The organism is Nonomuraea sp. NPDC003201 (assembly GCF_053590415.1).
This window is the reverse complement of the sequence record NZ_JBSFTC010000014.1, coordinates 30,621-55,731: the sequence shown is the minus strand read 5'-3', so window position 1 is coordinate 55,731 and position 25,111 is coordinate 30,621. Positions and strand designations below refer to the sequence as shown.

Sequence of the window (25,111 nt, the reverse complement as noted above, 5' to 3'; positions counted from 1 at the left end):
CCAGGGGAAGGGCGGCAAATGGGGGAAATCAGGCAGTCCTATCTGGTAGCCGCGACGTCGGCGGTCTCGCTGCTGCGCGATCCCGCCGTGGCGGCGGCCTGGGACAAGCCGAGCGCGCTGACCGAGTTCAGCGTCGCGGGGCTGGCGGGACACCTGGCCCACCAACTCGTCCGCGCCCGTGACGTGCTCGTCCCCGATGGGGTGGCCGGCGAGCCGGTCGGGCTCCTGGAGCACTATTCGAGGTCGCCGTGGGTGCAGGCGGGGCTCGACCACGAGAGCAACGTGAGCGTCCGGCGCGGCGGCCAGGCCGCCGCCGCGGACGGGCCCGGGGCGCTGGCGGACCGGACGCAGGAGCTGCTCGACCTGCTGACCGCCGCGCTGCCCGCCGAACCCGACGACCGAGTCGTGGGCCTGCCGTGGACGGGGTGGTCGCTGCGGCTCGACGACTTCCTGCTCACGCGGCTCGTGGAGCTGGTCGTGCACTCGGACGACCTGGCGGCGAGCGTGGGGCTGGACACGCCGGAGCTGCCGTCCTCGATCATCGATCCCGTGGTCGAGCTGCTGGCCCGGCTGGCCGTCCACCGGCACGGGGCCACCGCGGTCATCCGCACGCTCAGCCGCACCGAACGCGCCCCCGCCACCATCAGCGCCTTCTGACCGTCTCGTCAGGAAGCGAATGAGCGCAGGGCCGTGACCACCTCGCGGCCCGACAGGGCGCTGTCCGGGTCGAGGAGCCACTGCGACAGGAAGCCCGTCAGGAGCGCCTGGTAGAGCGTCCCCGCCAGCCGCTCACGCTCCGGATCACCCCCCGGCTCCACCCCCTCGAACAGCTCGGCCAGCCCCAGCCGCGCCTCCCCGGTGGCCCGCACCAGTTGCTCGCGCACCTCCGGCAGGTGGTCGATCTGCCCCAGCAGCTCGAACTGCGTCAGCCACAGCGGCCGCAGGCGGGTGAACGACTCCACCACCCGGTCCCAGGCCGTCTCGAACCGCTCCAGCGGCGTGGCGTCCGGTTTGACGTCGGCGGTCAGGGTCTGCGCAAGGTCGTCCCCCCACTCCCGCATCGCCTCGAAGAGCGCCTCGTTCATCAGCGCCTCCTTCGACTTGAAGTGGTAACCGATGCCCGCCAGGCTCACCCCGGACGCGTTGGCGATGTCGCGCGCCGTCGTACGCGAGTAGCCCTTCTCGATCAAGCATCGCTTGGCCCCGGCCAGCAGATCTTCCCTGTTTCCCATGCTCGCAGCCTAGCACAAACGTCTGGAAAATCCGTCCTAGACAAACGTCTGAGACATGTGTACCGTCAGGGCCATGACGAAGAGCATCCTCATCTCAGGCGCAAGCATCGCCGGCACCGCGACCGCGTACTGGCTCAGGCGGCACGGCTTCGACGTGACCGTGGTCGAGCGGGCCCCCGCGATCCGCGAGGGCGGCTACAAGGTGGACATCCGGGGCGTGGCCCTCCAGGTCATCGAGCGCATGGGCCTCATGGAGGCGGTCCGCGCGGCGAGCACGGACATGCGGATCGCCACCCACTACGACGCCAGGGGCAGGAAGATCGCGACCATGGACGCCGACCTGTTCGGCGGGCGCACGGGCGACGACGCCGAGATCATGCGCGGCGACCTCAACGAGCTCCTGTACGACCTCACCCGCCACGACGTCGAGTACGTCTTCGACGACTCCGTCACGGGCATCGCGGCGGACGGCACGGTGACGTTCGAGCGCTCCGCGCCCCGCAGGTTCGACCTGGTCGTCGGGGCCGACGGCGCGCACTCCAACACCAGGAGGATCGCCTTCGGCGAGGAGTCCCGGTACGCCCGCGACCTCGGCTACTACATCTCCATCTGCACCGTCCCCAACACCTTGGGCCTGGACCGCGAGGAGGCCGTGCACGTGGCCCCCGGCCGGACCGCGAACGTCTACAGCACGCGCCAGGACACCCGCGCCAAGGCGCTGTTCATGTGGTCGTCCGAGCCGCTGGCCTACGACCACCGCGACGTCGAGGGCCAGAAGGAGCTGCTGGTGAAGGCCATGGCGGGGGTCGGCTGGGAGGTTCCCGCGCTGCTGGAGTCCGTAAGCGACGCCAAGGACTTCTACTTCGACTCGGTCACCCAGATCCACATGGACCGCTGGTCCAAGGGGCGCGTCGTGCTGGTGGGCGACGCGGCGTACTGCGCCTCGCCGGCCGCCGGGCAGGGCACGAGCCTGGCGCTCGTGGGCGCGTACGTGCTGGCCGGCGAGCTGGCCGGCGGCGGCGGGACGGAGGGCTACGAGCGCGAGATGCGCGAGTTCGTCGAGGCGAACCAGGCGCTCGGGCCGGCCAACGTCAAGGGCATGGTGATCGGCTCGTCCCTGGCCGTCTGGCTCCAGACCAGGATGATCAGGCTGCTCCCGCACCTCCCCGGCCGCGACCGGATGATCGACAGGATCGCCGGCCCCATCCACCGCGCCGCGAACGCCATCTCGCTCAAGAATTATTCGGAATGAAGCGTTCCGTTCTGCTATAGTAAGAGCAGAACGTTCCGTTCCGAAGAAAAAGGGGTTCGCCATGACCATCCTCGTCACCGGAGCCACCGGGACCGTCGGCCGTCTCGTCGTCGAGGAGCTCCTCGCGGCCGGGCAGCACGTACGCGCCCTGACCAGGAACCCCGCCAAGGCCGGACTCCCCGAGAGCGTCGAGGTCGTCGCCGGTGACCTCGCCCGGCCCGAGACGCTGGAGGACGCCTTCGAGGGCGTCACCGGCGCGCACCTCATCAACTTCGCGGGCGACGACTACGCGCCCCTGCCGGACGGCGCCACGATCGTGGAGCTGGCCGTCAAGGCGGGCGTGCGGCGGGTCACCGTGCTGGGCGGGCGCGAGGACGGCCCGCTCGAGCAGGCGCTGGCCGCGGCCGACCTGGAGTGGACGCTGCTGCACCCGGTCGAGTTCATGTCCAACACGCTGCGCTGGTGGGCGCAGACGGTGAAGACGGAAGGCGTCATCAAGGAGCCGTTCGGCGACCGGCTGAGCGCCCTCGTGCACGAGCGCGACATCGCCGCCGTGGCCGCGACGGTGCTGGTCGAGGGCGGCCACGGCGGCAGGACGTACGTGCTGACGGGTCCCGAGGCGATCACGCTCAGGCAGAAGGTCGAGATCCTGGGGACGTCGATCGGCAGCCACGTCGAGTACGTGGAGCTGACCGTGGACGAGGCGCGGGCCAAGTGGGCCGCCGACGGCATGGGCAAGCAGACCATCGAGTTCCTCATGCAGGCCCTGGGCAACACCCCGGAGGTCGGCTACACGGTGGTCCCGACCGTGCGCGAGGTCACCGGCCGGGACGCGCGCAGCTTCGCTCAGTGGGCCTCGGAGAACGCCGACGCGTTCCGGGTGTGATCGGTGACCTCGGGATGGTCCTCGACCGGAGTCCGCTTACCGAGCAGGTGCAGGTCGAGGAAGCCGACCAGGTGAGCGCGGGTGATCCGCAGCGCCCGCGCGCCGTCCAGCTCCTGCGCGGGCAGCCCGAGCGCCGGCCTGAGCACGGCGTAGTCGACGAACGCCGAGTGGTCGGTCCCCGCCACCGTGATCCAGCGCTTCCAGCCCTTCAGATTGACCCAGGCCTTGTCCCAGGACCCGTAGCCGGGCGCGTGCCCCGGCGCCCCGACCAGCATGAACGGCCGGTCGAGCGGCTCCTCCAGCGCGAACGTGCCGTCCAGGTTGACGCCGGCCCTGATCCGGGTGTCGGCCAGCATGGTCTGGGCGGTGGCGTACCCGCCCATGGAGTGGCCGACCATGGCGATCCTCGACCGGTCGATCGCCTTGCCCCACCGGCCCTTGACCAGCTCGCCGAGCACGAACCGCACGTCCTTGACCCGGCTCGCGGCCACCTTGACGTTGTCCTGGCCCTTCACGCAGGCCAGACAGGTGGTGGTCCGGCCGTCGGGGAACGTGGTCGCGACCGACTCGTACGTGTGCTCCACCGCCGCCACCAGGTATCCCCTGCTCGCCAGCTCCTCGGCCAGCGAGGTCAGGGTGGCGCGCGGGAAGGAGAAGCCCGGCGACATGACGACCAGGGGCAGCTTCCCCCCTCGCACGGGGGCGTCGAGCCTGGCGTACGTCCTGGTCTTCGTGAGCGCGTCCGGGGAGACGCCCGGGAAGCCCTTCACGATGGCGGCCGACTCCTGGGGCGTCACGTACGGCGCGGGCCGCCCCACGGCCTTCCTGGCCGGGTACCAGAGCGAGACCATCAGCTCCCGCCGGGACGCCTCGGGGTTCCAGGGGTCGGGGCGGCTCGCATCCACGAGGTGCAGGCTGGTCGTGCCGACGGACCGCGGCCCGGTCGGCTTCGGAAGGGCGAGGTCGGCCGCCTGCGCCGGAGCGGCTCCGGCGAGGACGGACAGGGACATCGCGACTGTCACAAGGGTTTTACGCATGGGCCCAGGCTGGTGCCGGAGGCCGCCGCCCGGGACGCCCCGATCGTCGATCGGCTCTTACTACTTTCGTCGTAATGTCCTTTTCCGGGTGGCCCATACGCTGTGAGGCATGCGGTTCGTGCTGCTCGGCGCCGGTGTGTTCGCGGCCTCGCTGTTCGTGGTGAAGGGGCAGGCCGGGGTGCCGTCGAGCCTGCCGCTCCCGGTGCTCGTCGCGGTCGCCGCGGTCGCGGGCCTGGCCGCCTGGCAGGCGCGGCGGTCCTGGTGGCCGCTGGCCGCGGTGGGCGCCGTCGGCTACGTGTGGCTGGTGATGTGGCCGCCGCTGCTGGTGGCCTCCTACTTCGCGGGCCTGACCCTGAGCGGGCGGCGCCTGGCCGCCTACCTCGGCGGCTGCCTGGCCGTGTGCGGGGTCGCCGCGCTCGCGGGCGTGTACCAGGCAGGCCCGTACGAGCTGATGACCGCCACCACGGGCAACGCCCTGATCCTGGCGCTGGCCGTGATCGGGCTGCCGCTGGCGCTCGGCCTCCTGGTGCGCACCCGCCGGGAAGTGGCCGGGGAGCGCGCGGAGCGCCGCGAGCACGAGCAGGTCATGCGGGCCGAGCAGGCCAGGGCGCAGGAGCGGGCCAGGATCGCCAGGGAGATGCACGACGTGGTCGCGCACCGGGTCTCGCTCATGGTGCTGCACGCGGGAGCGCTGGAGATGCGGGCCTCCGACGAGGAGACGGAGCGGGCCGCCGCCCTGATCGGCGGGATCGGGCGCGAGGCGCTGACGAACCTGCGCGACGTGCTGGGCGTCCTGCGCACGCCCGAGAGCTCTCCGCTCCAACCGCCGCCCGCCCTGGGGGACCTCGACCGGCTGCTCGACCAGTCCCGTGCCCTGGGCATCGCGGTGACCAGGCAGGACGAGGGCGAGGCGCGGCCCGTCGAGCCGAGCGTGGAGCGGACGGCGTACCGGGTGGTCCAGGAGGCGCTCACCAACGTGCACAAGCACGCGGGCGACGCCGCCACGGACGTGCTCATCCGCTACCGGCCAGAGGAACTGGAGGTGGAGGTGCGCAACGAGGCGCCCAAGGAGCCGCCCGGGGAGCTGCCCGGCGCGGGCTGGGGCCTGGTGGGGCTGCGGGAACGGGTGGAGCTGCTCGGCGGCACGCTGCGTACCAGCGCCCAGGACGGCGGCGGTTTCCTCGTGAGCGCCAGGATCCCGGCATGATCAGGGTGCTCGTCGTGGACGACGAGGAGCTCGTCCGTTCGGGGCTGCGGCTGATCCTGGAGGCGGCGGGCGACATCGCGGTCGCCGGCGAGGCCCGCGACGGCGCCGAGGCCGTCTCCGCCGTGCGGCGGCTGCGGCCCGAGGTCGTGCTGATGGACGTCCGCATGCCGGGCATGGACGGCCTGACCGCCGCCGCGCGGCTCCTGTCCGAGCCGGACGCACCAAAGTTGATCATGCTGACCACGTTCGACCTGGACGCGTACGTGCACGAGGCGCTGCGCCTGGGCGCGGTCGGGTTCCTGCTCAAGGACACCCCGCCGAGAGAGCTGGCCGCCGCCGTCCGCACGGTCGCCGGCGGCCAGGCCATGCTCTCGCCCTCGGTCACCAGGCGCCTGATCGCCTCGTACGCCAACCGCGCCCCCTCCCGTGCCGAGGTGGCGCGCAGGCAGCTCGACCGGCTCACCGGGCGGGAGGAGGACGTGATCGGGGCCGTCGCCCGCGGCCTGTCCAACGCCGAGATCGGCCGCGAGCTACGCCTGACGGAGGCGACGGTGAAGGCGCACGTCAGCCGCGTGCTGGCCAAGCTGGGCCTGGCCAACCGCGTCCAGGCCGCCATCCTGGTCCACGACGCCGACCTGGGCTAAGCGTCGAGAGCGTCCGCGTAGTAGCAGGCCGCCTGGGCCTCGGGCACGGCCGGCAGGATGTCCAGCAGCTCCGAACGGCACCTGGCGTCCACCCCCGCCTCGGCTGCCTTCCCGGAGGCGAGCACCTGGCAGCGGGCGTGGAAACGGCACCCGCCCGGGATCCGGGTCGGGTCCGGCGGCTCGCCGGTCAGCACCACCCGCTCGGGAGACTCCGGCAGCACCGACATCAGGGCCTGCGTGTACGGGTGCCGCGGCGCGGTCAGCACCTGCTCCACCGGCCCCGACTCGACGATCCGGCCCAGGTACATGACCGCCACCCGGTCGGCGATGTTCCAGGCCAGGCCCAGGTCGTGGGTGACGACCAGCGCCGACAGCCCCAGCTCGTCGCGCAGCCGCAGCATCAGGGCCAGGATCTCGCCGCGTACGGAGGCGTCCAGCGAGGCCACCGGCTCGTCGGCGATCAGCACCTTCGGGTTCAGCGCCAGCGCACCGGCGATCACCACGCGCTGCCGCTGCCCGCCGGACAGCTCGTGCGGGTAACGCAGGAAGAACCGGTCCGGCGGCCGCAGCCCCGCCCTGGACAGGGCCTCGGCCACGACCTCCCGCTCGTCCGGCAGGCCGTGGATGCGCGGGCCCTCGGCGACCGCCTCGTACACGGTGTGCCTGGGGTTGAGCGAGCCGGTCGGGTCCTGCAGGACGAGCTGCACCTGCCTGCGGTAGGCCTTGAGCGCCCTGGAGCCGTAGTCCAGGGCGGCGCCGCCGTAGCGGACCTCGCCCGAGGTGGGGCGTTCGAGGCCGAGCAGCGTGCGCGCCAGCGTGGTCTTGCCGCAGCCCGACTCGCCGACCAGGGCCACGATCTCGCCCTCGCCGACGGCCAGGTTCACGCCGTCCACGGCCTTGGCGCGGCGGCCGCGCGAGGAGAACTCCACGCGCAGGTCACGGGCCTCCAGCAGGCTCGGCCGGGCCGTCGAGACCGCCTCGGCGGTGGTCTGCGTCTCGGTCATGAGGCCCCCTCCTTCTCGCGAACGTGCACGCAAGCGGCGGTACGGCGCTCACCCGCGGGCCACAGCGCCACGTCCAGCGTGGCGCATTCGTCCAGCGCGACCGGGCAGCGCGGGTGGAACGAGCAGCCGCCCGGGAGCTGCATCGGGTCGGGCGGGTCGCCTCCGAGGCCCTTCGGGGCCAGCCGCGAGGCCGGGTCGCCGACCGTGGGGAACGCCGCCGCCAGCGCGCGGCTGTAGGGGTGCTTGGCGTCGTGGAACACCTCGGCGGACGGCCCGTACTCGACGACGCGGCCCGCGTACATGACCGCGAGCTGCCCGCACACGTCCGCCAGCACCGACAGGTCGTGCGAGATCATGATCAGCGAGATGCCGTGCTCGGCGACGAGATCCTTGATCAGCGTCAGGACCTGGGCCTGCACCATCACGTCGAGCGCGGTGGTCGGCTCGTCGGCGATGATCAGCCGGGGCGAGCAGGCCAGCGCCATCGCGATCATCACCCGCTGCCGCTGCCCGCCGGACAGCTCGTGCGGGTAGCTGCGGGCCCGCCAGGTGGGCAGGCCGACCTGTTCGAGCAGCTCGGCCACGCGCTTGCGGGCGGCCTCCGGCTTGGCCAGGCCGTGGACGAGCAGCGGCTCGGCGATCTGGTCGCCGATCCTGCGCACCGGGTTGAGCCCGTGCTGCGCGCCCTGGAACACGATGGAGGCCTCGGCCCACCGTACGGCGCGCATGCGGCCCCACTTCATGGTGAGCACGTCCTCGCCGTCGAGCAGGATCCGGCCACCGACGCGCGCGTCGCGGGGCAGGAGCCGCATCAGCGCCATGGCCAACGTCGATTTGCCGGATCCCGACTCGCCGGCGACTCCGAGTGCCGCCCCGGAGTCGAGCGTCAGCGACACACCGCGCACGGCGGGCACCTCGCCCGAGGCGATGCGGTACGTCACCGACACATCATCGAGTTCAAGCAGACTCATGCCGCCCTCCTGAGCCGCGGGTTCAGCACGGCCTCCAGCGCCCGCCCGACGAGGGTGAACGCCATGACGACGGCCAGGATGGCGAGACCGGGGATGAGGATGTACCACCACGCGCCCTGCGTGGCCGCGCCGTAGTCGTAGGAGGAGCGCAGCATGGTCCCCCATGACGTCTTGTTCGCGCTGGCGCCCAGGAAGGCCAGCGTGGACTCGGTGACGATCGCGCTGGCCACCTCCAGCGTGGTGCTGGCCAGCAGCAGCGGCGCCACGTTGGGGAGCACGTGCCGGGTGGTGATGTGCCAGTGCCCGCCGCCGAGCGCCTTCGACCGCTCGATGTACGGCCGGGCCTCCACGGCGAGCGTCTGCGCCCTGATCAGGCGGGCGGTCGACGGCCAGGAGGTGACCGCTATCGCCATGATCACCGTGAACGTGGTGCCGCCCAGGATGGCCGCCAGCACCAGCGCGGTCACCAGCGAGGGCAGCACCAGGAACCAGTCCGTGACCCGCATGAGCGCGCCGCCGGCCCAACCGCGGAAGTGCCCCGCGGCGATGCCGATGACCGTGCCGATCACGATGCTGAGCAGGGCGGCCAGGAAGCCGATGAGCAGCGACGTACGCGAGCCCCACCAGATCATCAGCAGGATCGAGCGGCCGGACTCGTCGGTCCCGAAGGGGAAGTCGAGGCTCGGCGCGGCGAACTTGCCCCCGGTGGCGTCGACGACGCTGGTCACGCCCTCGTCGATGAACAGCGGCGCGACCAGTGCGAACACCACGGCGATGAGCAGGACCACCATCCCGGCGAGGCCTGCTCGGTGGGTGCGGAACTCGGTCCAGAACCGGCTCAGGGCGAGCCGTCTGCGGGCCGCGGCGACGCTGGTCATGCCGACCTCACTCTCGGGTCGAGCATGTGGTAGACCACGTCGGCCAGCGTGTTCATGAGGATCACGGCCACGGTGATCAGCAGGAACGTCCCTTGCATGAGCGTGAAGTCAGGCACCTTGATCGCGCGGTAGAACAGCTGCCCCAGGCCGGGCCAGGTGTAGATCGTCTCCACGGTGACCGCGCCGCCGACCACGAAGCCGATGCGCATGAACACCAGCGTCACCGTGGGCAGCAGCGCGTTGGGCACCGCGTGGCGCCGCCGGACCTCGTCGTCCCGGAGTCCCTTGGCCCTGGCCACGGTCACGTAGTCCTGGCTGACCTCCTCCAGCAGCGACGAGCGCATGATCAGCAGGTACTGGGCGTAGACCACGCCCACCAGGGTCAGGCACGGCAGGACCATGTGCGAGGCCACGTCCAGCACGTACGCGAAGCCGTCCGGCGCGTCCACGCTCTCGATGCCCCTGAACGGGAAGAGGCCGGGAATGGGCCCGATGCCGACGCCGAACACCATCATCAGCAGCAGTCCCAGCCAGAACGTGGGCACCGACCAGAGCACCAGCGACACGCTGGTGGAGAAGCGGTCGAACTTGGTGCCCGGCCGCCATCCGGACCGCGTGCCCTGCCAGATCCCGAGGCTGACGGCGATGACCAGACCCGTGCCCGCGAGGAGCAGCGTCGGGCCGATGCGCTCGCCGATCAGGTCCAGGACCGGCCGCTTGTACTCGTAGGACGTGCCCAGGTCGAGCCTGAGCGTGTTGCCCACGAAGTCGAAGAACTGCTGGAGCACCGGCTTGTCCAGGCCGAGCCGGTGGCGTTCGAGGTTGAGCTGGTCCGGCGTCATGTTGCGGCCCTGCGCCAGGTTGCGCACCGGGTCGCCGGGCAGCAGCCGGAACACGAAGAATGTCCCCACGATCACCATGGCGATGCTGAACAGCGCCCCACCGGCCTTGGACAGCGCGTACTGCAGCGTGCCGCGGCTGGTGGAGCGCTCATCACCAGGGCCCGCCGCCTGGACGGCGGGCTCTGCTGCTTCTAGCGGAGTGGTCATTCGCGCTCGTCTGCGACGCTCTTACGCCGCCTGCTCAGGAAGAAGCCCGCCAGTCCGATGACCACGACGCCACCCACGATGCCGGCGATGAGGCCGGTGTTGGAGCCGCCGCCGCTGCTTCCGCCGCTCGCCGCCGTGGCCTTGACGTCCACGGTGTAGAACGGCCAGTAGCCGCTGCCGCCGTACAGGAGGCCCTTGTCCTCGGGGATCGGGGTGATGCTGGTGACCCGGTCCTTGCGGTAGCCCTCGAGGTCGTTCGGGTAGTAGATCGCGATGACCGGGGCCTCGGTGTAGAGCCGCTCCTCCATCTTCTTGATGGTCTCGGCGCGCTTGGGCCGGTCGAGCTCCTTCAGCTGCTCCTGGTAGAGCTTCTCGAAGGTCTCGTCGCAGAAGAACGACTCGGTGCCGCCGCCCTCGCCGCCCGGGGCCGGCCGACGGCTGCACAGGTGCGTCGCCAGGACCTCCTCGGGGTCGGGGTTGACCGACCAGCCGCTGATCGCGATGTCGAAGAGACCGGTGACGCCCGTCTGCTCGGTGAACTTGCTGGAGTCGAGCTTCACGGTGGTCAGCGTGATGCCGATCTCCTTGAAGAAGCCCGTCAGGTACTCGGCGAGCTTGTCCTCGACCGGGGTGTCGGTGTGGATGCTGAAGCGGAACTCCAGCTTGCGCTTGCCGTCGGGCATCGTGCGGATGCCGTCGGAGCCCTTCTTGTAGCCGGCGTCGTCGAGGATCTTGTTGGCCTTGGCGGGGTCGTAGCCGACCTTCTCGTCGCCCGTGGCCTCCCAGAAGAAGTCCTTGAACATCGGCGGCACGATCGAGCCGTCGGCGGGCTTGGCCAGGCCGTTCTGGACCTCGTCGACCAGCTTCTGCTTGTCGATGGCGTAGTGCAGAGCCTGGCGGACCTTGACGTCCTTCAGGGCCGGGTGGCCGTCACCGACGGGCTTGTTGTCCGTGGTGGTGGCGCCGTGGTTGATCTGCAGGTACGCCGCGCGGCGGCCCTGGGTGTTCCACGCCTCGATGTTCTGGTCGTTCTGGATGGCCTCGAACTCGGCCGGGGACATGCGGCCGAGCAGGTCGATGTCGCCGTTCTTGAGGCCGGCGACGGCGGCCTGCGGGTTGTCGTAGAAGATGACCTGCAGCTCGTCGATCTTGGGCTTGCCCCGCCAGTAGTTGGGGTTGGCCTGCAGCTTGACGTACTGGTCCTTCTTGTGCTCGATCGCGATGTACGGGCCGCTGGTGACGGCCGGGTACTTCTCGGCGTCGTAGTTGGCCATGTCGGTGACCGACTCCCAGACATGCTTGGGCATGATCGGGATCGGGTTGTCCAGCATGGACGCCTGCGGCGACTTGAGCTTGATCGTCAGGTCCTGGCCGCTGGCGGTGACGCTCTCGAAGTTCTCGACCGCCGGGCCGTTGGCCGTCTTGGCGGCCTCGTCCGTCATGATCTTGTTGAACGTCCAGGCCGCGTCATCGGCCGTGACGGGCTTGCCGTCCGACCACTTGGCCGCACGGATCTTGAACGTCCACGTGAGCCCGTCGGGCGTGGTGGTCCACGACTCGGCCAGGTCCGGGCTGGGCTGCAGCGTCTTGGAGTCGGGCACCGTGAGGAAGCCGTACATCCAGCGGTGGATCGAGGTCGAGACCAGGCGGACCGCCAGGAACGGGTTCATCGAGTCCATCGTCTGCGTGGCCCCGACGCGCAGTACCTTCTTCCCCGCCGCGGGCTCCTGGGCATGGGCGGCTGTCGCGCCCTGACCCGCCACTAACAGCGCGACACCTAGCGCTGCCAGGCGCGCGATCCATTTCCTCATATGTGCCTCACCTTCAGGCGGGGGTTTTCCTGTGTAGAGAAAGGCACACCATAGGGAGTCCGCGTGTCAACGCGCTGCGGAAAATTGTTTCATTCTCGTTTCCTTTTGCGGTGTAAATTTTCAGTCCCCTTGGGACTGCCGTGATGCGGCACCCCCAAGGGGACGATGAGGCATCCTACGGGGCGATCAGTGGCAGCCGCCGGAGCCGCAGCACGAACCCCCCGCCTGCGGCAGGAGCTCGATCGCCCCCGCAAGCTCGTAGCCGGCCTCCACCACCGCCGCGTCGATCAGCACGCGGTCGATCGGCGCCTCGCTCGTGACGGTCACGGCCTTGGCCGCCAGGTCCACCTGGACCCCGCTCACGCCCGCGACCCTGCCGACCTCCTCGGTAACGGCGCTCACGCAGTGACCGCAGGTCATGCCCTCAACCTGGTACGTCGTGACGGTCATGCCTCGCTCCTTCACTCCTTGATCCTTGGCGGCCACTATACCCCCTAGGGGTAGGGGTGCATACTACGGCCGCGCCCGGAAAGGGGAGGGGGAAGCACTCAACCCAAGGGGGAGATCACATGTTGGACGGCAAGACCATCGCGTTCCTCGTCGCACCCGAGGGAGTGGAGCAGGTGGAGCTCACGGAGCCGTGGAAGGCGGTCAAGCAGGCGGGCGGCACGCCCAGGCTCGTCTCCACCAAGCGGGGCCAGATCCAGGCGTTCCACCACCTGGACAAAGGCGACCGGTTCGCCGTGGACGCCACGGTGGAGGACGCCGAACCGGCCTCGTTCGACGGCCTCGTGCTCCCTGGCGGCGTCGCGAACCCCGACTACCTGCGGATGGACCCGCGGGCCGTCCGGTTCGCCCGCGCCTTCTTCGACCTGGGCAAGCCCGTGGCCGCCATCTGCCACGCGCCCTGGACGCTGATCGAGGCGGACGTCGTGCGCGGCCGAACGATCACGTCCTGGCCGAGCCTGCGGACCGACCTGCGCAACGCGGGGGCGACATGGGCGGACCAGGAGGTCGTGATCTGCACGTCAGGGCCCAACACCCTGGTCAGCAGCCGCAAGCCGGACGACCTCAAGGCCTTCTGCCAGGCCGCTACCGACGCGTTCGCGGAGTAGCCGCACCCTGGAGCAGGGTCTCGGCCAGGCTCCTGACCGCGGACTTGAGCCGCGCCACCCCGCCGTCCGCCATGACGTGCCGGGCCAGATCGGCATCGAAGGAGCCCAGCAGCGCGTGGGCGGCGAACTCCGCGTCCAGGCCACCTTCCGGCCGGGCCGCGGCGATCAGGGCCGTCACGTGCGCGTGCCAGCGCAGGTAGGTCGGATCGCGGTACTTGTCCTCGGCGCAGGCCCGCTCGTGCGCGGCGAAGAGCGCCAGGTTGCGCTCGGCCAGCTCGCACAGCTCGTCCAGGAAGGCCGTCAGCCGGCCCTCGGGGGGCGTGCCGGGCCCGAGCGCGGAGCCGGGTGTCTCGATGGCCAGCGCCAGCGCGGCGGCCCGCTCGGCGAGCAGCTCCTGGAACAGCCCGGTACGGCTGCCGAAACGCCGGAACAGCGTGCCCTTGCCGACCCCCGCCGCCGCGGCCACCCGGTCGAGGGAGATGTGCTCGGCGCCGTGGGCGGCGAGCAGCTCCTCCGTGGCCCGCAGGATCGCCTCCCGATTACGGGTCGCGTCTGACCGCACCGGCCTTACCTCCTCTTGCAAGCGGACCGTCGGTCCTCATACTATCCCTGCCATCGAAGCGGACCAACAGTCCGCATCCTGACAGCGGGGAGAATGAGCATGCGTGCGTTGATCGCGGGGCCGGGAGCCGAGGGACGCTTCGCGGAGGTGCCCGACCCCGAGCCGGGCCCCGGGCAGGCGCTCGTCGAGGTCCGTCACGCGTCCGTCAACTTCAGCGACCTGCGGCACATGGGCCGCCTGCCGGAGGGCACCGTGCTCGGCTACGACGCCGCCGGGGTCGTCCTGCGCGCCGCCGAGGACGGCACGGGACCGCGCGAGGGGGCGCGGGTGGCGGCGTTCGGGGCGGGCGCGTGGGCCGAGCGGGCGGCGTTCGACACCGGCTCGCTCGCGGTGGTGCCCGACGGGGTGGACCTGGTACGGGCCGCCGCGCTCCCGATGGCCGGCCTCACGGCGCTGCGTTCGCTGCGGGCCGCCGGACCCGCGCCGGGCTCGCGCGTCCTGGTGACCGGGGCGTCGGGGGCCGTGGGACGGCTGGCCGTGCAGCTGGCCGGGCGCGCCGGCGCCCACGTCATCGCCTCCGTCAGCAGACCGGAACGCGCCGAGCGACTGGCGGCCGGCCTCGGAGCTGTCGTCGACATCGTGGTCGGCCTGGACGGGGTCGAGCCGGTCGACGTCGTGATCGAGACGGTCGGCGGCCCGGCGCTCGTCGCCGCCTGGGCCCTGCTGAAGCCCGGCGGCAACCTCCAGAGCGTCGGCTGGGCCTCCGGACAGCCCGCCACCTTTCCCCCGAACTCGACCTTCTCCCTGGGCCCGGCCAGGTCGCTCAACTCCTTCGGCGACGTGACGGCCCCCGCCGACGATCTCGCCCACCTGCTCGCCCTCGTGGCCGCGGACGACCTCTCCCTCGAAATCGGCCTGGCCGGCTCGTGGGAGGACCTGGACGACGCGAAGGCCGCCCAGCTCGGCGGTTCTCTCACCGGGAAGATCGTCCTGGCGGTTGGCCGAACGCCCTGACGAGCCCGAAACCCACCTGTAACGCCTTGTCGTCGCCAAAGAAATGGTCTAGATGTAGTCCAAATGGAGCGTCCTCCACGCCCCCCAGGGAGACCTCAATGACCACTGAAGAGGATTCCAGGCGACTCGCCGAGCTCGGCTACAAGCAGGAGCTGGCCCGCACCTGGAGCGGTTTCTCCAACTTCGCCATCTCCTTCTCGATCATCTCCATCCTCGCCGGCTGCTTCACCACCTTCGGACAGGCCTGGAACTACGGTGGCCCGATCGCCATCTCGTGGGGCTGGCCGCTGATCTCCGCGTTCATCCTGATCATCGGTTTCTGCATGTCGGAGCTGGTGTCGGCGTACCCGACGGCGGGCGGCATCTACTGGTGGGCCGCCACGCTGGGCAAGCCGATCCACGGCTGGTTCACCGGCTGGCTCAACCTGATCGGCCTCATCGCCGTCACCGCGTCGGTGGACTACGGCTGCGCCACGTTCCTCAACATGACGCTCAAGCTGCTCACCGACGGCGCGTGGGAGGCCACGCTGCCACAGGCGTTCCTGCTGTTCGTGATCATCCTCGTGGCCCACGCGCTGATCAACATCTACAGCCACAAGCTCATCTCGCTGCTGCAGAACGTCTCGGTCTGGTGGCACGTCGCGGGCGCCGCGATCGTCGTCGGGATCCTGATCTTCGCGCCCGACCACCACCAGTCGCTCGGCTTCGTCTTCGGCGGCACGAACAACAACTCCGGCTTCGGCGCCGGCTCCGACGGGCTGTCGTTCTGGTTCTACGTGCTGCCGCTCGGCTTCCTGCTCACCCAGTACACGATCACCGGCTTCGACGCCTGCGCGCACGTGTCGGAGGAGACCCAGGGCGCGGCCAGGACCGCCGCCCGCGGCCTGTGGCAGTCGATCTTCTACTCGGCGATCGGCGGCTGGATCCTGCTGCTGTCGTTCCTGTTCGCGGCCACCAACGTGGACGAGATCAACAAGCAGTCCGGCTTCGTGGGAGCCATCTTCGAGACCGCGCTCTCCGCCCCGCTGGCCACCGTGGTGTTCGCGATCTCCACGATCGGCCAGTTCTTCTGCGGGATGAGCTGCGTGACGTCGATGTCGCGCATGACGTACGCGTTCTCCCGCGACCGCGGCGTGCCCGGCTGGCGGCTGTGGTCGAAGGTGGACCGCAACCGCACCCCGGTCAACGCGATCATCGGAGGCTGCGTCGTGGCCGCCCTGATCACCCTGCCCGCCCTCTACGCGCCTCCCGGACTGACCACGCCGGTCGCGTTCCTGGCCGTCGTGTCGATCGCGGTCGTCGGCCTCTACCTGGCCTTCCTCATCCCGATCTGGCTCCGGCTCCGGGCAGGCGACGCCTTCAAGCCGGGCCCGTGGACGCTCGGCCGCAAGTACAAGGTGCTCTGCTGGATCGCCTGCGTCGAGATCGTCGTCGTGTCGATCTACTTCATCATGCCGATCTCACCCGCCGGGGTGCCCGGCAACAAGGCCTTCGACTGGACCTCGGTCAACTACGCCCCGATCGCGGTCGGGGTGGTGCTGGTCGGCATCGCCCTGTGGTGGGCGCTGTCGGCCAAGCACTGGTTCACCGGCCCCCGCCGCACGGTCGACGAGGTCCCGATCTCCTGACCCGGCACGCGGGTACGGCCACCACGGCCGTACCCGCCTGCTTGCAAACTGCTAGCATTTCTCTATGGCAACGCTCTACATTCGCGATGTCCCCGAACCCGTAGCCGAGTCGTTGAAGGAGCGAGCGGCCGAGGCAGGCATGTCTCTTTCGGCTTACGTCGCGAGGGAGTTGGCAGACATCGCCGCCAGGCCGACCAATGCCGAAATCGTCAAGCGGCTCAAGTCTCGGGATCGATCCCAAGGGCCGTCCACCGCCGACATCCTCGACGCCGTCCACGAGGGCAGACGATGATCGTCATCGACTCGTCCGCGATGGTCGAGGCATTGGCGGGACGTGCGGCGGATGCCGAGCTCATCGACGCCCTCCAGGCGAGTGTCCACGCCCCTCACCTGCTCGATGTCGAGGTTCTCTCGACCCTGCGGGGTCTCTCGCTCGGCGGCAAGCTCGGCACGGCCGCGGCGGAGCAGGCGCGAGCCGATTATCTCGCGCTGAAGATCGCCCGCTACGAGATCAAGGGCATCGCGGAGCGCATCTGGGAGCTGCGGCACAACTACACGTCCTACGACGCTTCCTATCTCGCACTCGCCGAAGCGCTCGAGGCCCCGCTCTACACCTGCGACGGCAAACTCGACGGTGGCGGACATGATGCCGACGTGCGGGTCTTTCCGCGCGGCTGAAGGAGCGCTCAGGAGGCTTCGAAGGCGGTGGCCACGGCCGTGCGGACCTCGGCCATCGAGGCCGTGCCCAGCTCGCGCTTGAGCGAGGTCATGTCCACGTCGGGCATGCCGCAGGCGACCGCCCAGTTCCACGGCTCCAGGTCGCCGTCCACGTTGAGCGCGAACCCGTGGCTCGTGACGCCCCGGCTCTGCCGCATCCCGATCGAGATGATCTTGCGGCCGGTCTCGGCGGTCCAGACGCCGGTCAGCAGCTCCGAGCCCGGCGGCGTGTCGCGGCGCTCGGCGGGCAGGCCCAGCTTGCCCAGTGCCTCCACCAGCCGCAGCTCCACCTCGCGCACGTAGTCGACGATGCCCTGGTCCTCGGCGAGCTTGACGATCAGGTAGCCGACGAGCTGGCCCGGCCCGTGGTAGGTGAGCTGGCCGCCGCGCCCGGTCTCCATGACGGGGATGCCGCGCTCGGGGGCGGGCAGGTGGGCCATCGGCGTACGGCGCCCGATCGTGTAGACCGACGGGTGGCTGAGCAGCCACAGCGTGTCCGGCCGCTCGTCCCGCTGGCGCTGCCCGACGAGGTCGGTCATGCGCTCCATCGCGGCGTCGTAGTCGACGAGATCGTCCTGGACGAGTGTCAGCGGCCTTGCCCTCATCCTTCGAGGATAAGCGGCATCCCGGGCATCGGCGCACGCGGCCCTGACCGCCGTTCCTGGCCCGCGAGGATCTGGTGGCCGAGGTCTTCGTGGCGGTGCCGGACTCGGCCCACACCTACCGTGCCGACCCCGGCACCGAGATCGCCTGGCTGCACGGCGTGGCGCGCAGGACGATCTCGGCCGAGCGGCGGCGGGCGGCCCACCGGCGCCTGTCGCGGACGTCACGCCGCCGAACGGTAGCCCTTCGGCTCCTCCGGGATGAGGATCCACATGACGACGTAGACGACCCACAGCGGCCCGGGGATGAGCGACAGCAGGAGCCACAGGATCCGGACGAGAGTGGGCGGCAGGCCCATCTTGTCGGCGAGACCGCCGCAGACGCCGGCCAGAATCCTGTGCTCTCGTGAGCGGTACATGATGTTTCCTCCGTGTGTGACGACCTACCTGTTCAACGGACGGACAGGCCGACGGACTCCCGTCAGGAACCCTGAGAAAACCCTGTAAGGGTCAGCCACTCATGTGCCATGCCCAGATGTCGGCTGGTCAGTCCCCGTGCCGGGTCCACGTGGATGAGCAGGAAGTCAGCCAGACCCTGATGCACCCTGAGATACTCCTCGTCCTCCGCCCACACCTGGTCGTCGAACCAGACGAACGGCCGCCGGCCCACATAGCGGGCCACATGCTGCGTCTTGAACATCTCCCCGCGCTCCGAGACCACGTTCGGGTCCACGGGGATGACGGGCAGCGAGGGCAGGCCGATCCTGGGAGCGATCCAGTCGTTGGCGTGCTGCTCCCACGTCGTCGCCCAGACCAGCTCGGAGCCGGTCGCCAGGGCCAGGTCGAGGAGCCTGCGGCCGTGGCGCGGGTTGAGGTGCACGGTGTAGACCTCGCCGTCGATCGTGCACCGGTAGCGCCGGAAGTCCGGAGTGGGGCGGCCCATCGGGTTGAGCACGCCGTCCACGTCCAGCAGCAGCAGTGGTTTCATCCGGCCCGGTACTCCTGCGGGCTGACGCCGCGCACCCGCTTGAAGGCCGCGCTGAGCGCGAACGGGCTCCCGTACCCCACCTTCCTGGCCACCGAGCCGATCGTCGCGTTCGGCTCCCGCAGCAGGTCGGCGGCCAGCGCCAGGCGCCAGTCCGTGAGGAAGGACATCGGCGGCTCGCCGACCAGCTCGGTGAAGCGCCTGGCCAGCGACGCCCTGGACACGCCCACCTCGGTGGCCAGCGCGGCGACCGTCCACGGGTGCGCCGGATTGTTCTGCAGCAGGCGCATGGCCCGGCCCACCACCGCGTCGCCCATCGCGCGGTACCAGGCGGGCGCCTCGTTCGCGTGAGTGGCGAACCACGAGCGCAGCACCGCGATGAGCAGCAGGTCGAGCAGCCGGTCGAGAACCGCCTCCTGGCCCGGCTCGTCCTTGACGATCTCGGCGCCGAGCAGCGAGCTGATCGGGTCTCCCGGCTGGGTGAGCAGCTGTGGCAGCGCGTCCAGCAGCCGCCTGCTGACCTCGCCCTCCAGGTTGTACGTGCCGGTGAGCAGCACGGTGCCCCCCGACGGGTCGTTCCCCCACGTGCGCACGCCCATGGACATGGTGTCGTAGGGCGACTCGCCGTCGATCGTGCGGCACTCCTGGCCGGGGAGGATGACGACCTGCGGCTTGAGGCCAGGCTCCGAGGCCACCGTGTACGGCCGCGGCCCCCGGGCGATCGCGACCTCCCCCGGCGACAGGCGCACGGGCTCACCCGCGTCGAACGCGATCCACGACTCCCCGCGCACCTGCGCGATCAGCGACAGCGGGGCCTCGTCCTGGATGCGCATCGACCAGGGCGGATCCAGGATCGAGCGGAGCAGGAAGGCGCCACGGGCCCGCGGGCCGTCCAGTAGCGCCGCCAGCTGGTCCATGGGTTAGACGATCGCATATGCCATTGCGCTTCTCAACCATGGAGAGTCTTATGGGTATGGCGGCTTACTAGATATATGACGATTCTGGTTCTGGGCGGCACGGGCAAGACCGGCCGCCGCGTGGTCGACCGACTCAACGCTCTCGACCTGCCCGTGCGGATCGGGTCCCGCCCCCTGTTCGACTGGCAGGACCGCTCCACGTGGCCGACGGCCCTCGACGGCGCGACGGCCGTCTATCTCGCCTATGTCCCCGATCTGGCCTTCCCCGGCGCGTACGAGGACGTCAAGGCGTTCACGGAGCTGGCCGTGAGCGGCGGCGTGCGGCGGCTGGTCCTGCTGTCCGGGCGCGGCGAGCCGGAGGCGGAGGCCAGCGAGCGGACCGTGCGGGAGTCCGGGGCCGAGTGGACGATCGTCCGCTGCAGCTGGTTCATGCAGAACTTCAGCGAGGGCTTCTTCTACGACCAGGTGCTCGAAGGCGTCATCGCGCTGCCGGTCGCCGACGTCCCCGAGCCGTTCGTGGACGTGAACGACATCGCGGACGTGGCCGCCGCCGCGCTCAGCCGGGACGGCCACGCGGGCCGGCTCTACGAGCTCACCGGGCCGCGACTGCTGACGTTCGCGCAGGCGGCCGAGGAGCTGTCCAGGGCCACCGGCAGGGAGATCTCGTTCGCGCGGGTGACGCCGGAGGAGTACGTGACCGCGGCCGTCAAGAACGGCGTGCCCGAGGAGGAGGCCGCGGGCCTGGCCGCGCTGTTCACCGGCATCCTGGACGGCCGCAACGCCTCCGTGGCGGACGGCGTGCGGCAGGCGCTCGGCCGCCCGGCCCGCGACTTCACCGACTACGCCGAGGCCGCCGCCGCGATGTGGCAGCGCCTCTGAGATCTCACGGGGTCGGTGCTCCTCGTGGCCGTACGGGACTCTGTACGCGACGCGAGCAACCCACCGGCCCCGGCATCCGCTAGCCTCACCCTCGTCACTCCCGCGTTCTCGGAAGGTTGTCGTCGTGATCGGCTGGCTAGAAGCGGTGGTTCTGGGGTTGGTCCAGGGGCTCACGGAGTTCCTGCCGATCTCCTCCAGCGCCCACATCCGGGTGGTCTCCGCCATCGCCGGCTGGCAGGACCCAGGGGCGGCGTTCACCGCCGTCATCCAGATCGGCACCGAGCTGGCCGTGCTGATCTATTTCCGCAAGGAGATCTGGGAGATCATCTCCACCTGGACCAGATCCCTGTTCAACAAGGACCTGCGCGGCCACTGGGCCGCCCGCATGGGGTGGTACATCATCGTCGGCTCGCTGCCGATCGTGGTGCTCGGCGTGATATTCAAGGACCAGATCGAGACCGTCTTCCGCGACCTGCGCCTGGTGGGCACCACGCTGATCGTCTTCGCCCTCCTCCTCTGGTTCGCCGACCGCACCGCCCGCAACAAGCTCACGCTGGAGAAGCACCTCAGCTTCGCCCACGCCATCGTGTACGGCTTCGCCCAGGCGCTCGCCCTGATCCCCGGGGTGTCCCGCTCGGGCGGCACCACGACCGCCGGCCTGCTGCTCGACTACCGCCGCGAGGACGCCGCCAAATACTCGTTCCTGCTGGCCATCCCCGCCGTGCTGGGCTCGGGCGTCTACGAGCTGCGCGAGATCGGCAAGGGCCCGGCCCCCGAGTGGGGGCCGACGATCCTCGCCACGGTCATCTCGTTCGTCGTCGGATACCTGGCCGTGGCCTGGTTCCTGCGTTACATCAGCACCCACCGCTTCACCGGCTTCGTGATCTACCGGATCGTCCTGGGCTTCTTCCTCATCCTCGCGGTCACCGCGGGCTGGATCCCGGCCCTAGGCTGACACGAGGGCCGGAGCCGGATAGTACGCCGCCCACGCCTCGTCGCCCATGCGCAGGATCTTCAACCCGGTCCAGCCGAGGGCGACGACGGGCAGGATCCAGAACACCACGGTCAGGGGCCCGTACGGGACGGGGAACGAGACGACGTAGCCGACGAGGACGAGCAGCGGCACCCACCAGCCGACGAAGCCCGCCCGCCACACGGCCGCGGTCAGCAGCGGCAGGCCGAGGACGGCGAAGAAGATCCACGGCATCTGGAAGCCGATGATGACCCCGGGCAGGTTCAGCATCTCGTCGAGGATCCGCTGGGCCTCCTCCGGCGGGTGGTGCTGCCCGAGCCACCACTCCACGGGGTCCATCATGAGCAGCGCGGACGTCGAGAGATAGCCGATCACCGTCATACCCGCCGCCACGTGGCCGAGCCGCGTGGCCTTGCGCCGGGTGAGGTGGGCCAGGCCGAGCGCGGCCACGGCCATGAGCATCCAGCTCCAGTGGTAGAGCGCGGACTCGGTCTGGGCGAGCGCGGGGTTCGCGCCGTAGCTGACCGCCTCCCGGTCGTCGCCCCAGGTGCCTGGATCGACGACGACGGCGACGGCCTGGAGCAGCGGGGCCACGATGAGCAGTACGCCCGCCGCGATGCGCCGAAAGGTCACCTGGTCGTTCAACATGCCGACGACGGTAGGCGCCGCGCCCGCCGCCCGTCGTCCGCCTGCGGACCGATCCGGCGTCCCCTACGCGGCGGAGAAGATCACGTCGGCCGGAGGGTCCGGGGGTAGCGGCTGCAGAGGGCGAAGACGACGGCGAAGAGGGTCCAGGCGGCGACGTACGCGACGGGGTGGGCCCAGGCGTCGCCGACGAGGTCGCTCAGCGCGGCGCGGCCCTCGAAGTAGAGCGCCAGGCCCGCCACCGCGCCGGGGATCGCACCCCACCACCGCTGCCACCACACCTCGTGGACGACCACCTCGAACACGACGAGGGCGATCGGGCCGAGCAGGAGGAACTTCAGCCCGGGCGGCTGGGACAGCAACGCGGTGAGCCCCATGACCGCCACCGCCGAGGCGGCCGTCAGGAGCACCACGGCCCCGAAGGGCGCGGGCTCGTTCCGGGGGTCGATGTCTTCGGACATGATCACCATTCTGGCCGAAGGCGCGCTACCCGACGGACACGCCCTCCTTCGGGGAGACCGCCTGCGGACGGTAGGTGGCCAGCGTGAACAGCAGCGCCACCAGCCCGAACGCGGTGGCCAGCACGATCACGCCCGTCCTGCCGTACCAGTCGAGCGTCGCGCCGCCGGCCAGCCCGGCCAGGAACAGGCCCACGTACTGGGCCGACGACAGCAGCCCCAGGCCGATCGGCACGTTGCAGGGCACCACGGAGACGGTCCTGAACTGCTGGGCGGGGGCCACCAGCCAGCCGAGCGCGCCCCACAGGAACGCCCATACGAGGGCGACGGGCAGGGCCAGGTTCGCGACGGGGATGAGGGCCAGGAACAGGGTGCTCGCGCCCAGGGCGAGCAGCACCATCCTGCGCGGCCCGTACAGGTCGGTGAAGCGCCCGCCGAGCTGGTTGCCCACGATGCCGCCGATCCCCCACGCCCACAGCACGGCGGGCAGCGGCAGGTCGATCAGCGACCCGATGTAGGTGTACGCGGTGAACGCCGCCGCGAACAGCAGCAGCTGCGTCACCAGCACCGCCAGCACCTGCCGGTCGCCCAGCGGCGCGAGACGCTCCCGCAGCCGCCCCGACGTCGGGATCCTGACCACCGGCACCACCGCCGCGACCCAGGCGAACCCGATCACGCCCAGCCCCGCCACCATCCACAGCGTGGACCGCCAGCCCGAGACCGAGCCCAGCCAGGTGCCCAGGGGCACGCCGATCGCGTTCGCGACCGTCATCCCGCCCATCACCAGCGCGAGCGCGCGCCCGCGCCGCTCGGGCTCGGTCAATGCGTTCGCCACGCCGGACGCGGTCGGCGTGAACATCGCCGCCCCCGCCGCCGCGACCACCCGGGTGGCCATGACCAGCGGGTACGTCGGAGCCAGCGCGGTCAGGACGTTGCCCAGCACGAACACGCCGAGGGCCACCAGCAGCACGGTCCTGCGCGACAGCCGGGCGGTCAGGGCGGCGAGGACGGGCGACAGCACCGCGTACGCCAACGCGAAGACGGTCATGAGCTGCCCCGCCGCGGAGGACGAGATCCCCAGTTCCTTCGAGATGGGCGGTAAGAGCCCGGCGGTCACGAACATGCCCGTACCGATGGCGAAATTTCCGGCAGCAAGCGGGTAGAGCTGCGAAGTCATGGGGCCTCCAGGAAAAAGTTGGACATGCATCAAACTGACGTATAGTTGGATTGTTGTCAAACAATAGAACGAAGGTAGGGTTTGACCATGCGCCTGCTACCTCACCCGGCTACGGAGGACATCGAGCTCACGGAGGTCCTGCGGGCGCTGTCCGACCCCGTCCGCCTGGAGATCGTCGTCCGGCTCGCCCTGAGCGGCGTGATGAACTGCGGCGAGGCGGGTGACGACCTGGGCGTGCACAAGTCGACGGCCTCGCACCACTACCGGACGCTGCGCGAGGCGGGCGTGGTCATCACCAAGCAGGAGGGACGGCTCAAGTTCATGAGCCTGCGCCGCGACGACCTCGAGTCCCGCTTCCCCGGCCTGCTCGACTCGGTCCTCTCCGCCGCCGGGATCCCGAGCCCTGCCCTGATCCCGAGCGCCGACGTCCCCGCCCCGCGTTGATGCGCCACGACTCGCTGCCCATCCGGCACGTCCTGCCCGACCTGCTCGCCGCGCTCGAGCAGCACGGCAGCGCGGTGCTCACGGCACCGCCCGGCACGGGCAAGACGACGGTCGTGCCCCTGGCCCTGGCCGAGGCGGGCATGCGGGTGCTGGTCGCCGAGCCGCGGCGGCTGGCCGTGCGCGCGGCGGCCAGGCGGATGGGCGTGAGCTACACGATCAGGGGCGAGCGCCACACGGGCGCGAACCCGATGGTCGAGGTCGTCACCACCGGCGTCCTGCTCCAGCGCCTCCAGCGGGACCAGGAGCTCGCCGGGGTGGACGCGGTCGTGCTCGACGAGTGCCACGAGCGGCACCTGGACGCGGACACCTCCCTGGCGTTCCTCCTGGACGTACGCGACACGCTCCGGCCCGACCTGCGCCTGCTGGCCACCTCGGCGACCGCCGACGCCGAACCGTGGTCCCGGCTGATCGGCGGCCCGATCGTCGCGGCCACCGGCGCCGCGTACCCCGTCGAAACGGTGTGGGCCCCGCCGGCCCGCCCGGTCGCCCCGCCGCACGGCCTCCGCGTCGACCCCGCGCTGCTGTCCCACGTGGCCTCGGTGGTCCGCAGGGCGCTGGCGGAACGGGAGGGCGACGTGCTGTGCTTCCTGCCCGGCGTGGCCGAGATCGCCAGGGTCGCCGGGATGCTGGACGGCGTGGCGGTGCTCCAGGTGCACGGGCAGGCCCCGGCCCACGTCCAGGACGCCGTGCTCGCGCCGGGCCCGGCCCGCCGGGTGGTGCTGGCCACGTCGGTCGCCGAGTCGAGCCTGACCGTGCCCGGCGTCCGGGTGGTGGTCGACTCCGGCCTGGCCCGCGAGCCCCGTACCGACCACGCCCGCGGCCTGGGCTCCCTCACCACGGTCAGGGTCTCGAAGGCGTCGGCCGGCCAGCGCCGAGACTCGGCGAACCGGCGAAGGCGGCAAGGTCGGCCAGGCTGCCGTTGAACACCGTCGGCGAGCCCGGAAGGGTGCTGGAGGAGCCGGCG

The 25,111-nt window shown here is 70.7% G+C and carries 30 protein-coding genes and 1 pseudogene; 15 read left to right on the top strand and 16 right to left on the bottom strand.

Annotation, left to right across the window (positions count from 1 at the left end):
* Positions 1-18: 18 nt before the first annotated feature.
* Positions 19-657 (top strand): maleylpyruvate isomerase N-terminal domain-containing protein, encoded by a 639-nt coding sequence (locus ACWDX9_RS08780; protein ID WP_449950746.1) that lies wholly within the window; start codon positions 19-21, stop codon positions 655-657.
* Positions 658-665: 8 nt separating this feature from the next.
* On the opposite strand, the gene ACWDX9_RS08775 is transcribed toward ACWDX9_RS08780, so the two are convergent.
* On the bottom strand, positions 666-1,232 hold the full coding sequence (locus ACWDX9_RS08775; protein WP_449950743.1) for a TetR/AcrR family transcriptional regulator: 567 nt from the start codon (positions 1,230-1,232) through the stop codon (positions 666-668).
* A gap of 73 nt (positions 1,233-1,305) precedes the next feature.
* Between ACWDX9_RS08775 and ACWDX9_RS08770 the strand changes: the two genes are divergently transcribed.
* On the top strand, positions 1,306-2,484 hold the full coding sequence (locus ACWDX9_RS08770; RefSeq protein WP_449950740.1) for an FAD-dependent monooxygenase: 1,179 nt from the start codon (positions 1,306-1,308) through the stop codon (positions 2,482-2,484).
* 61 nt (positions 2,485-2,545) lie between these two features.
* The gene (locus ACWDX9_RS08765) at positions 2,546-3,370 is read left to right on the top strand and encodes an NmrA family NAD(P)-binding protein (RefSeq protein ID WP_449950737.1); all 825 of its coding nucleotides are present in this window, start codon (positions 2,546-2,548) and stop codon (positions 3,368-3,370) included.
* Here ACWDX9_RS08765 and ACWDX9_RS08760 read toward each other — a convergent pair.
* Positions 3,331-4,407: an alpha/beta hydrolase family protein gene (locus ACWDX9_RS08760; protein WP_449950734.1), complete on the bottom strand. Its 1,077-nt coding sequence runs from the start codon at positions 4,405-4,407 to the stop codon at positions 3,331-3,333. The genes ACWDX9_RS08765 and ACWDX9_RS08760 overlap by 40 nt on opposite strands.
* Before the next feature lie 109 nt (positions 4,408-4,516).
* Here ACWDX9_RS08760 and ACWDX9_RS08755 point away from each other — a divergent pair, with 109 nt between their 5' ends.
* Positions 4,517-5,614 (top strand): sensor histidine kinase, encoded by a 1,098-nt coding sequence (locus ACWDX9_RS08755; protein ID WP_449950731.1) that lies wholly within the window; start codon positions 4,517-4,519, stop codon positions 5,612-5,614.
* Positions 5,611-6,258, top strand: a complete 648-nt coding sequence (locus tag ACWDX9_RS08750) for a response regulator (protein ID WP_449950728.1) — start codon at positions 5,611-5,613, stop codon at positions 6,256-6,258. Before ACWDX9_RS08755 ends, ACWDX9_RS08750 begins: the two co-directional genes overlap by 4 nt.
* Here ACWDX9_RS08750 and ACWDX9_RS08745 read toward each other — a convergent pair.
* From ACWDX9_RS08745 to ACWDX9_RS08720, 6 genes are all read right to left on the bottom strand, one after another.
* On the bottom strand, positions 6,255-7,262 hold the full coding sequence (locus tag ACWDX9_RS08745; RefSeq protein WP_397369089.1) for an ABC transporter ATP-binding protein: 1,008 nt from the start codon (positions 7,260-7,262) through the stop codon (positions 6,255-6,257). The genes ACWDX9_RS08750 and ACWDX9_RS08745 overlap by 4 nt on opposite strands.
* Positions 7,259-8,233: an ABC transporter ATP-binding protein gene (locus ACWDX9_RS08740; RefSeq protein ID WP_449950725.1), complete on the bottom strand. Its 975-nt coding sequence runs from the start codon at positions 8,231-8,233 to the stop codon at positions 7,259-7,261. The genes ACWDX9_RS08745 and ACWDX9_RS08740 overlap by 4 nt, the downstream gene beginning before the upstream one ends.
* Positions 8,230-9,111 carry an ABC transporter permease gene (locus ACWDX9_RS08735; RefSeq protein ID WP_449950722.1) on the bottom strand — a complete coding sequence of 294 codons (882 nt, stop codon included), beginning with the start codon at positions 9,109-9,111 and terminating at the stop codon, positions 8,230-8,232. The genes ACWDX9_RS08740 and ACWDX9_RS08735 overlap by 4 nt, the downstream gene beginning before the upstream one ends.
* Positions 9,108-10,160 (bottom strand): ABC transporter permease, encoded by a 1,053-nt coding sequence (locus ACWDX9_RS08730; protein WP_449950719.1) that lies wholly within the window; start codon positions 10,158-10,160, stop codon positions 9,108-9,110. The genes ACWDX9_RS08735 and ACWDX9_RS08730 overlap by 4 nt, the downstream gene beginning before the upstream one ends.
* The gene (locus ACWDX9_RS08725) at positions 10,157-11,971 is read right to left on the bottom strand and encodes an ABC transporter substrate-binding protein (protein ID WP_449950716.1); all 1,815 of its coding nucleotides are present in this window, start codon (positions 11,969-11,971) and stop codon (positions 10,157-10,159) included. The genes ACWDX9_RS08730 and ACWDX9_RS08725 overlap by 4 nt, the downstream gene beginning before the upstream one ends.
* A 186-nt stretch (positions 11,972-12,157) precedes the next feature.
* Positions 12,158-12,421, bottom strand: coding sequence for a heavy-metal-associated domain-containing protein (locus ACWDX9_RS08720; RefSeq protein WP_449950714.1), 264 nt, complete (start codon positions 12,419-12,421; stop codon positions 12,158-12,160).
* Between the two features lie 119 nt (positions 12,422-12,540).
* Between ACWDX9_RS08720 and ACWDX9_RS08715 the strand changes: the two genes are divergently transcribed.
* A complete protein-coding gene (locus ACWDX9_RS08715) occupies positions 12,541-13,086 on the top strand; it encodes a type 1 glutamine amidotransferase domain-containing protein (protein WP_449950711.1) in 546 nt (181 codons plus the stop codon).
* On the opposite strand, the gene ACWDX9_RS08710 is transcribed toward ACWDX9_RS08715, so the two are convergent.
* Entirely contained in the window at positions 13,064-13,648 is a 585-nt protein-coding gene (locus ACWDX9_RS08710) for a TetR/AcrR family transcriptional regulator (RefSeq protein ID WP_449950708.1), read from the bottom strand. The genes ACWDX9_RS08715 and ACWDX9_RS08710 overlap by 23 nt on opposite strands.
* Before the next feature lie 99 nt (positions 13,649-13,747).
* Between ACWDX9_RS08710 and ACWDX9_RS08705 the strand changes: the two genes are divergently transcribed.
* The 4 genes from ACWDX9_RS08705 (at position 13,748) to ACWDX9_RS08690 (ending at position 16,968) form a co-directional block, all read left to right on the top strand.
* Positions 13,748-14,662, top strand: coding sequence for a zinc-binding dehydrogenase (locus ACWDX9_RS08705; RefSeq protein ID WP_449950706.1), 915 nt, complete (start codon positions 13,748-13,750; stop codon positions 14,660-14,662).
* Between the two features lie 98 nt (positions 14,663-14,760).
* A complete protein-coding gene (locus ACWDX9_RS08700; RefSeq protein ID WP_363961881.1) occupies positions 14,761-16,290 on the top strand; it encodes an amino acid permease in 1,530 nt (509 codons plus the stop codon).
* Positions 16,291-16,354: 64 nt separating this feature from the next.
* Positions 16,355-16,582 carry a FitA-like ribbon-helix-helix domain-containing protein gene (locus tag ACWDX9_RS08695; RefSeq protein ID WP_185070191.1) on the top strand — a complete coding sequence of 76 codons (228 nt, stop codon included), beginning with the start codon at positions 16,355-16,357 and terminating at the stop codon, positions 16,580-16,582.
* Complete coding sequence (locus ACWDX9_RS08690) at positions 16,579-16,968, top strand: type II toxin-antitoxin system VapC family toxin (RefSeq protein WP_449950702.1); 390 nt, start codon at positions 16,579-16,581, stop codon at positions 16,966-16,968. Before ACWDX9_RS08695 ends, ACWDX9_RS08690 begins: the two co-directional genes overlap by 4 nt.
* 8 nt (positions 16,969-16,976) lie before the next feature.
* On the opposite strand, the gene lipB is transcribed toward ACWDX9_RS08690, so the two are convergent.
* Positions 16,977-17,612, bottom strand: a complete 636-nt coding sequence (lipB, locus tag ACWDX9_RS08685; RefSeq protein WP_350741863.1) for a lipoyl(octanoyl) transferase LipB — start codon at positions 17,610-17,612, stop codon at positions 16,977-16,979.
* Positions 17,613-17,686: 74 nt separating this feature from the next.
* On the opposite strand from lipB, the pseudogene ACWDX9_RS08680 reads away from it, so the two are divergent.
* Positions 17,687-17,800 (top strand): annotated as a pseudogene (locus ACWDX9_RS08680) (RNA polymerase subunit sigma); the annotation flags it as partial.
* A 33-nt stretch (positions 17,801-17,833) separates the two neighbouring features.
* Here ACWDX9_RS08680 and ACWDX9_RS08675 read toward each other — a convergent pair.
* The 3 genes from ACWDX9_RS08675 to ACWDX9_RS08665 form a co-directional block, all read right to left on the bottom strand.
* Complete coding sequence (locus ACWDX9_RS08675; RefSeq protein ID WP_355392851.1) at positions 17,834-18,028, bottom strand: PspC domain-containing protein; 195 nt, start codon at positions 18,026-18,028, stop codon at positions 17,834-17,836.
* A 62-nt stretch (positions 18,029-18,090) separates the two neighbouring features.
* A complete protein-coding gene (locus ACWDX9_RS08670) occupies positions 18,091-18,597 on the bottom strand; it encodes an HAD domain-containing protein (RefSeq protein WP_449950698.1) in 507 nt (168 codons plus the stop codon).
* Positions 18,594-19,511: an AraC family transcriptional regulator gene (locus ACWDX9_RS08665; protein WP_449950695.1), complete on the bottom strand. Its 918-nt coding sequence runs from the start codon at positions 19,509-19,511 to the stop codon at positions 18,594-18,596. The genes ACWDX9_RS08670 and ACWDX9_RS08665 overlap by 4 nt, the downstream gene beginning before the upstream one ends.
* A gap of 75 nt (positions 19,512-19,586) precedes the next feature.
* Here ACWDX9_RS08665 and ACWDX9_RS08660 point away from each other — a divergent pair, with 75 nt between their 5' ends.
* Positions 19,587-20,390: an NmrA family NAD(P)-binding protein gene (locus ACWDX9_RS08660; protein WP_449950692.1), complete on the top strand. Its 804-nt coding sequence runs from the start codon at positions 19,587-19,589 to the stop codon at positions 20,388-20,390.
* A gap of 124 nt (positions 20,391-20,514) precedes the next feature.
* The gene (locus ACWDX9_RS08655) at positions 20,515-21,345 is read left to right on the top strand and encodes an undecaprenyl-diphosphate phosphatase (protein WP_449950689.1); all 831 of its coding nucleotides are present in this window, start codon (positions 20,515-20,517) and stop codon (positions 21,343-21,345) included.
* Here the strand turns inward: ACWDX9_RS08655 and ACWDX9_RS08650 are convergent.
* The 3 genes from ACWDX9_RS08650 to ACWDX9_RS08640 all read right to left on the bottom strand — a co-directional run bounded on the left by ACWDX9_RS08650 (position 21,337) and on the right by ACWDX9_RS08640 (position 23,643).
* Complete coding sequence (locus tag ACWDX9_RS08650) at positions 21,337-22,011, bottom strand: hypothetical protein (protein ID WP_449950686.1); 675 nt, start codon at positions 22,009-22,011, stop codon at positions 21,337-21,339. The genes ACWDX9_RS08655 and ACWDX9_RS08650 overlap by 9 nt on opposite strands.
* 80 nt (positions 22,012-22,091) lie before the next feature.
* Positions 22,092-22,469 (bottom strand): hypothetical protein, encoded by a 378-nt coding sequence (locus ACWDX9_RS08645; protein ID WP_449950684.1) that lies wholly within the window; start codon positions 22,467-22,469, stop codon positions 22,092-22,094.
* A gap of 25 nt (positions 22,470-22,494) precedes the next feature.
* The gene (locus ACWDX9_RS08640; protein ID WP_449950681.1) at positions 22,495-23,643 is read right to left on the bottom strand and encodes an MFS transporter; all 1,149 of its coding nucleotides are present in this window, start codon (positions 23,641-23,643) and stop codon (positions 22,495-22,497) included.
* 87 nt (positions 23,644-23,730) lie between these two features.
* Here ACWDX9_RS08640 and ACWDX9_RS08635 point away from each other — a divergent pair, with 87 nt between their 5' ends.
* Both ACWDX9_RS08635 and ACWDX9_RS08630 read left to right on the top strand, forming a co-directional pair.
* Positions 23,731-24,087 (top strand): ArsR/SmtB family transcription factor, encoded by a 357-nt coding sequence (locus ACWDX9_RS08635; RefSeq protein WP_350741841.1) that lies wholly within the window; start codon positions 23,731-23,733, stop codon positions 24,085-24,087.
* A complete protein-coding gene (locus tag ACWDX9_RS08630) occupies positions 24,087-25,070 on the top strand; it encodes a DEAD/DEAH box helicase (RefSeq protein WP_449950678.1) in 984 nt (327 codons plus the stop codon). The genes ACWDX9_RS08635 and ACWDX9_RS08630 overlap by 1 nt, the downstream gene beginning before the upstream one ends.
* Positions 25,071-25,111: the final 41 nt, after the last annotated feature.

Bases quoted from the DNA above. Each gene is read 5' to 3' on its own strand.
- ACWDX9_RS08780 (WP_449950746.1), top strand. From the start codon at position 19: ATGGGGGAAATCAGGCAGTCCTATCTGGTAGCCGCGACGTCGGCGGTC.
- ACWDX9_RS08775 (WP_449950743.1), bottom strand. From the start codon at position 1,232: ATGGGAAACAGGGAAGATCTGCTGGCCGGGGCCAAGCGATGCTTGATC.
- ACWDX9_RS08770 (WP_449950740.1), top strand. From the start codon at position 1,306: ATGACGAAGAGCATCCTCATCTCAGGCGCAAGCATCGCCGGCACCGCG.
- ACWDX9_RS08765 (WP_449950737.1), top strand. From the start codon at position 2,546: ATGACCATCCTCGTCACCGGAGCCACCGGGACCGTCGGCCGTCTCGTC.
- ACWDX9_RS08760 (WP_449950734.1), bottom strand. From the start codon at position 4,407: ATGCGTAAAACCCTTGTGACAGTCGCGATGTCCCTGTCCGTCCTCGCC.
- ACWDX9_RS08755 (WP_449950731.1), top strand. From the start codon at position 4,517: ATGCGGTTCGTGCTGCTCGGCGCCGGTGTGTTCGCGGCCTCGCTGTTC.
- ACWDX9_RS08750 (WP_449950728.1), top strand. From the start codon at position 5,611: ATGATCAGGGTGCTCGTCGTGGACGACGAGGAGCTCGTCCGTTCGGGG.
- ACWDX9_RS08745 (WP_397369089.1), bottom strand. From the start codon at position 7,262: ATGACCGAGACGCAGACCACCGCCGAGGCGGTCTCGACGGCCCGGCCG.
- ACWDX9_RS08740 (WP_449950725.1), bottom strand. From the start codon at position 8,233: ATGAGTCTGCTTGAACTCGATGATGTGTCGGTGACGTACCGCATCGCC.
- ACWDX9_RS08735 (WP_449950722.1), bottom strand. From the start codon at position 9,111: ATGACCAGCGTCGCCGCGGCCCGCAGACGGCTCGCCCTGAGCCGGTTC.
- ACWDX9_RS08730 (WP_449950719.1), bottom strand. From the start codon at position 10,160: ATGACCACTCCGCTAGAAGCAGCAGAGCCCGCCGTCCAGGCGGCGGGC.
- ACWDX9_RS08725 (WP_449950716.1), bottom strand. From the start codon at position 11,971: ATGAGGAAATGGATCGCGCGCCTGGCAGCGCTAGGTGTCGCGCTGTTA.
- ACWDX9_RS08720 (WP_449950714.1), bottom strand. From the start codon at position 12,421: ATGACCGTCACGACGTACCAGGTTGAGGGCATGACCTGCGGTCACTGC.
- ACWDX9_RS08715 (WP_449950711.1), top strand. From the start codon at position 12,541: ATGTTGGACGGCAAGACCATCGCGTTCCTCGTCGCACCCGAGGGAGTG.
- ACWDX9_RS08705 (WP_449950706.1), top strand. From the start codon at position 13,748: ATGCGTGCGTTGATCGCGGGGCCGGGAGCCGAGGGACGCTTCGCGGAG.
- ACWDX9_RS08700 (WP_363961881.1), top strand. From the start codon at position 14,761: ATGACCACTGAAGAGGATTCCAGGCGACTCGCCGAGCTCGGCTACAAG.
- ACWDX9_RS08695 (WP_185070191.1), top strand. From the start codon at position 16,355: ATGGCAACGCTCTACATTCGCGATGTCCCCGAACCCGTAGCCGAGTCG.
- ACWDX9_RS08690 (WP_449950702.1), top strand. From the start codon at position 16,579: ATGATCGTCATCGACTCGTCCGCGATGGTCGAGGCATTGGCGGGACGT.
- lipB (WP_350741863.1), bottom strand. From the start codon at position 17,612: ATGAGGGCAAGGCCGCTGACACTCGTCCAGGACGATCTCGTCGACTAC.
- ACWDX9_RS08675 (WP_355392851.1), bottom strand. From the start codon at position 18,028: ATGTACCGCTCACGAGAGCACAGGATTCTGGCCGGCGTCTGCGGCGGT.
- ACWDX9_RS08670 (WP_449950698.1), bottom strand. From the start codon at position 18,597: ATGAAACCACTGCTGCTGCTGGACGTGGACGGCGTGCTCAACCCGATG.
- ACWDX9_RS08665 (WP_449950695.1), bottom strand. From the start codon at position 19,511: ATGGACCAGCTGGCGGCGCTACTGGACGGCCCGCGGGCCCGTGGCGCC.
- ACWDX9_RS08660 (WP_449950692.1), top strand. From the start codon at position 19,587: ATGACGATTCTGGTTCTGGGCGGCACGGGCAAGACCGGCCGCCGCGTG.
- ACWDX9_RS08650 (WP_449950686.1), bottom strand. From the start codon at position 22,011: ATGTTGAACGACCAGGTGACCTTTCGGCGCATCGCGGCGGGCGTACTG.
- ACWDX9_RS08645 (WP_449950684.1), bottom strand. From the start codon at position 22,469: ATGTCCGAAGACATCGACCCCCGGAACGAGCCCGCGCCCTTCGGGGCC.
- ACWDX9_RS08640 (WP_449950681.1), bottom strand. From the start codon at position 23,643: ATGACTTCGCAGCTCTACCCGCTTGCTGCCGGAAATTTCGCCATCGGT.
- ACWDX9_RS08635 (WP_350741841.1), top strand. From the start codon at position 23,731: ATGCGCCTGCTACCTCACCCGGCTACGGAGGACATCGAGCTCACGGAG.
- ACWDX9_RS08630 (WP_449950678.1), top strand. From the start codon at position 24,087: ATGCGCCACGACTCGCTGCCCATCCGGCACGTCCTGCCCGACCTGCTC.